Below are 9,060 nucleotides of genomic sequence, written 5' to 3'. Positions count from 1 at the left end.
AAAAGACAGGTCATCAAGATACAGTCTTGGTTTCTGATTTAAATTGATGATAGACTCCTGAGCGATTGTTAAAAGTGCCAACGGCTCATAGGGGCACTGAATTCGACTAGGTTACTTTGGATTTAATAGGTGTGATTCGCAAGAACTACAAGCTGAGTTTATTGATTTGATGAATACATTAATTTTGACCCTCTGAAATATAAGAAAACATGGCTTCAGGATATGCTCCTCTGAGCAGAAATATAAAATACTGGCCCAGCTATTTTGGTGATACGCCGGAATGGCTGGACGAAGTAGGCTTCAGTGATTATGAAGTTTATGACGAGAACACTTCTCAGAAGGTCTCTGGCCAGATTGCGATTTTACGCAGCCTTTCTTTTCCTGCTTTCGGCTTGCCTGGCATCCGAATTGCTTTTTTGAATGGCGGTGGGATCACCCTCATTAATTTCGAGGCCACTATTGGTACTCAGTTTCAGCTAAGTTTAGTTGACCTGAATATTTCTCTGCTGGTAGAAAGTGAATGGCTTGTTCCTGTTCAACTATCCCAAAGCGGGGAATGGGTTCCCATCATGGAAAACGGTGCACTCAAGCCATTTGAAATTACACTAGGTGGAGTAGACTGCACCTATAGCACCCCGAGTGAACTCAATTTTGATACATCTAACCTTAATGCTAGTGTTGATACCGTAGCCTTGGGAAACACAGGTATCATTGTTGGTTTACAGGGAATAGTTCCCTATTTGTCCAATCAACAAATTTCCCCGCCCGGGCATCCTGGTTTTCGGGGTGTTGGAATAGAGGATGTTCTTGTCACCTTACCCTTTGAAATTGACGAGGGAAACTCAGTTGGCATAATTGTGGGCAATGATATTCTCATTGGGAGTACAGGTTTCTCAGGACAGTTGGTACTTACCAGTGATACAGGAGAAGCCCCATTATTGACTGTGACTATAGGTGGTTTTAGTTTTGAGTTGACGTGCTTCAGTCTCACCTTTTTCCAAAACCAAATTATCGATTCGGATATCTGTGGTACGATGCAGATTCCGGGCTTCGAGGATGCGGCTGGTAATCCCGCAGAGATCGAAGTTGTGGTCCACATTGGTGAGAATGGTGAATTCTACGTTGCTGCATCGGAAGATCAGGGTCTACAGGAGTTCAGGGTGCCGAATATTCTCACCTTAAGAATAAATAGTGTTGTTATTGGCAGACGAGATGACCGTCATTTTCTCGCGGTAGGAGGCTTATTGGATTTTGATCCGAAAGATGGTGTTATCGGCCAAGCATTGCCCCAAGGAGTAGAAATAAGCAAACTTCTTATTTGGGAGGACGGTGCCTATGAATTTGAGGGAGGAGCACTGATTTTACCAAAAACTTTCACTATTCCGCTAGGGCCAGTAAAGATTTCCATTACAGCACTGCATATAGGGACAGACGAACGAGATGGAGTCAGATATAAATACATTGGTTTTGATGGAGGTATCAGTATTAATCCGTCAGGTATTGATGCTCGGGGGGACGGATTAAAATACTACTTTACAGAAGGGGGAGGATCTCATTTTTTTCGTATTGAAGGTATTGGGATCGACATGGTGCTCCCCGGCAATGTCAGCGAAAATAAAGCAGCTCTACTGCTCAGCGGTTATTTAGCTATGCGTGAAGGAGGAGAGCATGGTGTAGAATATGCTGGTAATGTTGCCTTTTCTTTGCCAAAGCTTAATATTGGTGGAAGCGCCGGGATGCGATATATTCCTCAGGTACCTGCTTTTTTAATTGATGTTGGTGTGGAACTTCCGAATGCTATACCTCTAGGGAGTACAGGGCTTGGTATTTACGGATTTGAAGCTATGTTCGGCAGGCACTTTGTCGTGTCTAAATCGGCAATAGGTCTTTCTGAAGAGGCTCCCTGGTTTGAATACTATAAGACACCGGCTAGAGGTATTAATCCACCTAAATTCTTTCCAATNNGGTTATGCTTTCTCAAGCCGGGTATTCTTTTTGTTATCTCTGCCGGGTGTTTTCCTTTTGGAAGGAGAAGCACAAATACTTAGAAAAAGAGTTGGATTCGCATCTCAAAATACACCCCCATTTTATGCATTCCTTGCCATTACAGATAGTTCAGTTGAGGCAGGTCTGGGGGTTGATTATAAAATTCCGGCTAGCGGCAGCATAGCAGAAATATCAGGTGCTCTTGAATTAGGTTTCTTCTTCGGAAATTCTACTGGGTGGTACATGAATATAGGCCGGGATTTGCCGGAGAATAAACGTGTTCAAGCCAAGATCTTGAGGATTATTGACCGTGCTTACTTTTATCTAATGCTATCATCGTCTGGTATTCGAACTGGTGCTGGTGCAGGATTAGGAATTGATAAGCGATTTGGCCCAGCACACGTAAAACTTCGAGCTTACTTGGATCTTGCCGGAAGGATAAGTTCCCGGCCTATGCAAATTGGAGGTGCAATTCAAGCCGGCATAGAAGGTAAAATATCACTCTTTGGTGTTGGAATAGGTATTGGTGCTCATTTTGCGTTATCAGTAGATGCCCCTAAACCTTTTATTATTGCTGGAGAGGTTTATGTTTGTGTAAAACTTATTTTTGTCAAAAAGTGTGCCGGGGTTCGTTTTGAATGGAATTTTAGCAATGATTTAAATATTGTTGCGATCCAATTATTGGAAGCCAATTCCGTTCAGGCACTGAATGTCCATACTAGAGAAAATTATAATGTAGCCTTTGATAGTTCTCCTTCAGATAATGAGGTCATTCCACTGGATAGCTTTGTTGATATTGAGTTCAAGCACGCTGTCAACCCGCTGGGTGTTACCAATAAAATAGGAGGGGTTTCGGAAGTGCCTAGATATCGAGAGTTGTTACCGCCTCAACGAGCCAGGGCACCACAGCTTACGTACGAATTTATTGTAGAAAATGTGATTTTGTCACCGCATAATGTAGCCCCTCCCTTATTAGGCTTCTGGCAATGGAATGCTCCCGGGCATTATACCAAAATCAGGTTGTTGAGCTTATCGCCTCTTTCTTTCCTAGGAAGCGGTGTTCCCGGAGGCCCTTCGTGGAGTTCTGACAATGCTCTGCTAAGTATGGAATGTTTTGGGACTGTACGAGAGGAAGTTTGCATTGACTTGAATGCATTCGGCGAAGGTGGGCTACTGCCTGCTGAAGCACTGCTCTCTTCCCAGGGAGTTGGCCTAATGCTTTCCAGCGGACTCGCCGGGACGATTGACACTACTGGCCTATATTTTAATGCAGGGCAATCTTTGACCATATATTTCCCAGAACCGGTCGTATTTGTCAGTCTATCCTTGTTCACCTCTACCAGTGGTCTTTCTGTAAGGTACTACCGTCGAGTAGCTAATGCCAACCTTGAGTATCAGGATCAACTTGTAGAGATGTCCTACTTGCCGGGTTCTATGGACGAATCGTCAAGCTTGTTATACGATAATGCCGCAGTACCTATTGAGAAAATCGTGATTGAATCCGGTTTCTGTGATGAGGTCCCCGGAGGAGGAGGGGAAGGAAGTAGCATTGAAGAAATCCCTTGTAAACTTGATGCCATTGTAAGCATAATGGGACTGATCAGCGAACTGTTTCGACACGAAAGCGGCTTTCCTGGGAACCCATTAGCTGTGACTTCCTCAGGATGGATTCCCTTTGTATATAAATATCTTCTCACGGATGTTTTCAACCTTTGCAGTTCGCCACCAGAGCCACACAGTGGCCAGGATTTAGCTGAATACTACTTAGGGGTATTACCGGAAGTTACCGTACAACACGTCCCAACTGATGAATCATACGGTGTATATGAAATTGATATTCCCGGCTGTGTTAAATTCACATTAAACATTCAGTTGCCTAAAGAGCAGCTTACAGATGTTATTCGATTTGAATGTCTTCGTCTGGCAGAAGAACCGTGCGACGGATTGTTCGGTTTCGAAGGGCAGGCTATTCGGAAGGATGGAACTTCTATTCCATTTAAGGGTTGTCTTTCCGCAGAGTTCGTAAGAGTAAACTATGGCGAACCACTTACGTGCATCAGTAAATTGCAAAGCCTGTGCTACCAAACCCTGGAAGATTTTCAATACAACGAACTTGTCGAAGCCACCAACAGTGCTAATAGTGCAGGTGCTGATATTAATGTTATAGGTTCGTCGTTCGGACAAGTAATTTGGGAGCCTGATACTACCTATGAAGTTACGGTCCATACTAAAACAAAAGTGTTTAAAGACGGTACTGAACTTGTCGCCAGTTATCATGAAAGCCATACGGTTGAATTTAGAACGGAAGGACCTCCTGGATTCTTTCACCAGTTTCCTAATGGCACACTTCATCCTAAGTATGCTGCTCTGCCTGCTGAATTGAAGGATAAGTTTAAGTTGAAAGACTTACGACACTATATAGACTTATCAACATCCTATCCAAATGCTGATGGTAATCTGATAAATGCGAAGCCCATTTTCTACGAAGATGTAGGTATCGGTCTGTTCTTCAAGCAGGCCTATGTCAGAACAATGTATAGTGGTAGTTATCGATTAGGGTTGAAGATTCTTGACCCGGCACAAATAGGCCAGAATGCAGAAGTATCTTTTGCTCAGTGGATTGCCGGTAGTGCAGTTGAAAGCATTGAAATAAATGCAGTAAATGAAATTCTGGGATCAGTAGCATGTCTTGGAACAGAGCAGTTTAGTTCTTCTTCTCAGGGCGCTGTTTTTACCAAAAACTTGAAACCTTTAAAATGCTATACAGCTGTATTCATGGCAACAAAAGGTGACCAGGAACGAGAAGTACACCGATATGTTTTTGAGACTTCTCGCTATCCGAATTTTAAGGCACAGGTGAATAGCTATTTGCTCCAGGATGCTGAAGGCAATGATATAGAGGCAGCTTACCTTATCAGAAGGAATTGGGGGGAATTAACTATCCCAACTTTCAATACTGAGGATGTTTTAGCTTACGAACAATTGGTCTATGGAACATTAGGTTTAACCGACCTTCCTCCGGCGGACAATACCGAGTTCCTAATCTTATATAATAATGATGCCGATACTGTAGTTGGAGTCATTGTAAGAAATCCTGAACCGTTCAATGATCCTAAAATCAGTACGGGGATACTAACCGACGGTATGAGTTTGGAAATTAATGGGACTCCATTATCAGTTCCTGTGATCCATAAAGATACAAGTGCAATGCTATTCTTAGCTAATAGCAGTATAGAAATTGGAAGTGAAGTAACTATTAATGCAGGCTTTGCTTTCAAACAATATGAACCAGATTCCGGTGGGTATCAGAATAGTAGCTCTGTTTCAGTAACCTTTACTAAGATGCTGCCGATTAACAGCTAACGCCCCTCTTGTAAAAATTAAAAAAATATTATGCCCAGTCTCGTAGCAAATCCTGATAGCGCGTTCATTCAGTCTAAGCGACTTTACTTACAAGCTGTAGGCTCTACCGGAGCAGATAAATCTACTGAAGGTGTTCATCTTCGGTGGGATTTTACCACTGAGTTTAGTGATCAGTTTCCAACTGCAAGCCAACCGATAAAGGTTTACAAAGCGGCTTATACTAAGTATCATCATGCAGAGATTAATTTTGCTGAGCAACCTGACAGCATCGTCTCTTATGGTAATCAAAGGCTTTGGGTGTACACACCAAACGTTCCTCTTCCAAATGATCCTGAGCACACTACTACAGTGGTCATTAGATTTATGAATGTCCAATTTTACGACACACTAGCCGAACAGCTAGGGGTAGGGTTTACCCCTAGCGGCCTGCTAAATAACTACACAGATGTTTTCAAAATATGGAGCCCTGATAAATTATTCTTCGAGTTTGGCTTTGAATTTCAAAATTCTCAAGAAGGAGTTGTCCAAGTAGAGGCGATCTCTATACACGCTGATCAAACACCAGGAAAGCAATTTTTATCCTGTCGGGGAGAAATGGTAGATTCAGATCAATCTCCATCAGAGGGGGTGCCAAACGGGTTTATCTCTAAACGCGTAGAATACATTGAGTACATCCGCTGTCAGCATGTGGAAAAAACGAGTATTGAGAAGTTTTATCTCGCAACCTACGCAGATACTTTGCAAGGAGATTATGATTGGGATTTAATAGACAAGGCCTTCCTTCATTCAGATGGGAATCAGCGGATATTGGATACCCCTAAATGGATGAAATACAATAGATACAATAATGGAGGAACTGCGGACTACGTTCCCCTAGCTAATATGCAGACCTATCAGGATCGTTGGTTTAACCAAGGGTTACAATCAGCCGTAACAGATTTTCTGTCGGGTACTTTTACTAACTCGGAAGAAGTCATTTCAAATGACGAATTGGAAAATCCAGAACCCGCCGAAATGACCTATTCGGATATGCTTAAGATTGCGGCAGTGGATTACCATGTTGCTAGGATGTTAGGCCTCGGATTCATTGACACAGATGCTAACGAAGGAGTATTTATTTATGCAATCGAATATAGGGGGAAGCATTTTAACTTATCTCTACCAACTAGTGCTTCCGATAGCCGGTATCCACAAGCACCGGAATTGGAATTAGGCTATGGAATTGTACTTAGTTCCGGTGAATGTAATGCCAGTGTTGATGAAGATGGTTATGCACATTTTGAGACTGCACGTTATATCAATCTAAAACGAGATGTGTTCCAATATGAAAAATCTGTTCCTGCACCATTTAGTTCTGATGAACCATACTTGTTTACCACTGCCGCAATACAATTTGGTGTTCGCCATAAGCGTAGCAGTAGCACAACTCCGAATTACCAGGAACTACAACTTTTAGACCAATTACAAGATGATAGTTATACTGATCAGGGAGGCGGAGGCGAAGAAATTGCCGTCTTAGACAGTGGAGAATTTACAGCACCTGTGTATATTCATAGGACGGCAGAGGAGGCATTTCATCATTATGGAATTTATAGCATCAATTGGTTTTCCCGAACAGAGGAAAACTATCTTAAATCGTTAAGTAATCTCGCCTCGTCTGATGAAACCGTTTTTTCTGAAAGGTGTGGTATCGTCACACCTGTTACTGATGCTTCTGCCCAGGTAATCTTCAAAGAAATTCCACCTATTCTAACCACCGGTACTGAACAGGCCATGCTTAATGCGGACGGTTCTAACCTGGTTGTGCGCGTACAATACAAATGGCGCCCACCCGCGGATTGGGGTGCTGGAGGAAACCTTCAGTTTGAAACCCCGGATACTGTTGAATTTTATTTTAGAGAATTTCCTGCAGAAATTATCCATGGCACTATTTCAAATGTCATGGATCAGGGATGTGGTGTTTGCACGGTATCCATAGGTGCGGGCAGTGACGTATTGTCTGATCGCTTTGTAGGCAGTATACTGGTCGCTGATGAAATGCCTTATGTTGTTAAAGAGATTAATGGGACAGATGTTGTTATAAAATGTATTCCAAACAATGGAATTATTAACCCATCCAATACTGCAGCAGCACATATCAGCACAGATTATATATCTCCTGAGCCGGGAAGTCCATTTGTGTTAACAGAAAACTTACAGTCTCCATCTAGTTGGACAAAGCTGGAAACAGAAGTGCCACTAACTCCTGCTAATACTGGAGGAGTAATGCAAACAGTTTCAATTAGTCAGCTTCCAGCTACAGAAGGCACAGGTACAACTAACTCCGGAGTTTATGATGTAACTTTTAGTGGTATAGATGAGGATGATTCTTCCGTTGGAGGGACGGTTCAGATTAATGGTACAACTTACTCCGTTCTAGATTCATACTATGATGAATCCGGGCAATTACATGTAATCATTAATGACCACAACTACGATCCTGAGGATGACCAGAATTATGCGCCACTAGAAATTAACCAGGAAGCCACCTATGTGCCGGGGACAAGAATCTATCTTGATGAAAGCAGCGGTTTAGATTACGCAACTGTTTATCCGAGCGGCCAAGATATTACAAAAGTTACCTATCTAGGGCTAAGAGCAGTCAACTCTGTATCAGGATGTGGTTCGGCGGTTACTCCGCCTTTAGCGATGGTTGCGGCTGGATATCAAGCTCCAGTAGTCCCAAGTTTGTCTCCAGAGTCAAGTTATGCGACCAGACCAGATTTCTATGGTAAATCTTCCTACACTTTTCGTGCAAACTTTACAGAAGAGCCGTATGCTGTTGTATTCTATAGAGCTGATGGCAAAAGTATACTTGAACAAATCTATACAGCCCAGACACTTGCTGAAATCCTGACCAATTACACACAAGCGCAAATTATGGAAGCGTTACAATCACTGATTGACAATGGTACGGTTTCTTCAGTCCCCCCCCCTGATAATTTGGGTGATCATTCAGATGCTGTATCCGCGATCCAAAATCAGATTTCTTCCGGCTTTATTCCTTTAACTCGGCAACCTATATTGTACGATAAGATCACAGGAACAGTGGCGTCACCGAAGCCTGCTTCATCGACAAACGCTTTTCCGATGGTTGTTAAAGCAGGAAGTGATTTGCTTTTTACTGATTTTACTTTAGATGGAGCTAATAGTAGTGTAGTGTTTTACTGTGCTGTTGGAATGAACAACCGTCTTGAAATGAGTGAAGCAAGCAATGTTATTGGGCCTATTAGACTCGTCAATAGCTTTCCTCCAAAGGCTGTAACGATAACAAGAATAATTAGTAGCCTTCCTAACTTTACCTTAGATCAAGGGGTGTCAGTGGAATTTAGTGTGAATCCACATGTTAGTAGTGAGCAAATCAGTCAATACCAGATTTATAGAGCGAACAATCATACGGATGCACTGAGTATACACTCGATGCCTCTTGTAAAAGCGATTGATGGACAAGAGGCTATAATCGATGATTTCTCTGATTTAGATTATCCTCCTTATGGAGAGCCATTGTTTTATAGAATTGTTGCACTGCGAGAGGTTGTGGGCGAAAATGGAAGCACGGAGTTTAGCCCTTCATTTCCTTCAGAAGTTGCGCTTGCTAGTGTTATAGATACCCTTTATCCTGATACTCCAGTCTTAACTTATGATGCAAATGAAGTGACCAATTCAGAGGGA

General features: G+C 42.5%; 2 protein-coding genes. Both read left to right on the top strand.

From position 1 onward, the window contains the following. The first annotated feature begins 2,022 nt into the window (after nucleotides 1-2,022). Nucleotides 2,023-5,349, top strand: coding sequence for a hypothetical protein (locus tag ACRBG0_RS14785; protein ID WP_431487641.1), 3,327 nt, complete (start codon nucleotides 2,023-2,025; stop codon nucleotides 5,347-5,349). Nucleotides 5,350-5,379: 30 nt separating this feature from the next. After that, the coding region (locus tag ACRBG0_RS14780; RefSeq protein WP_431487640.1) for a hypothetical protein at nucleotides 5,380-9,060 on the top strand (3,681 nt) is incomplete at its 3' end.

Source organism: Lewinella sp. (assembly GCF_050633125.1).
Classification (GTDB): Bacteria; Bacteroidota; Bacteroidia; order Chitinophagales; family Saprospiraceae; genus Lewinella.
Note: the sequence above shows the minus strand (reverse complement) of the source record. Positions and strands in the feature narration are given on the sequence as shown.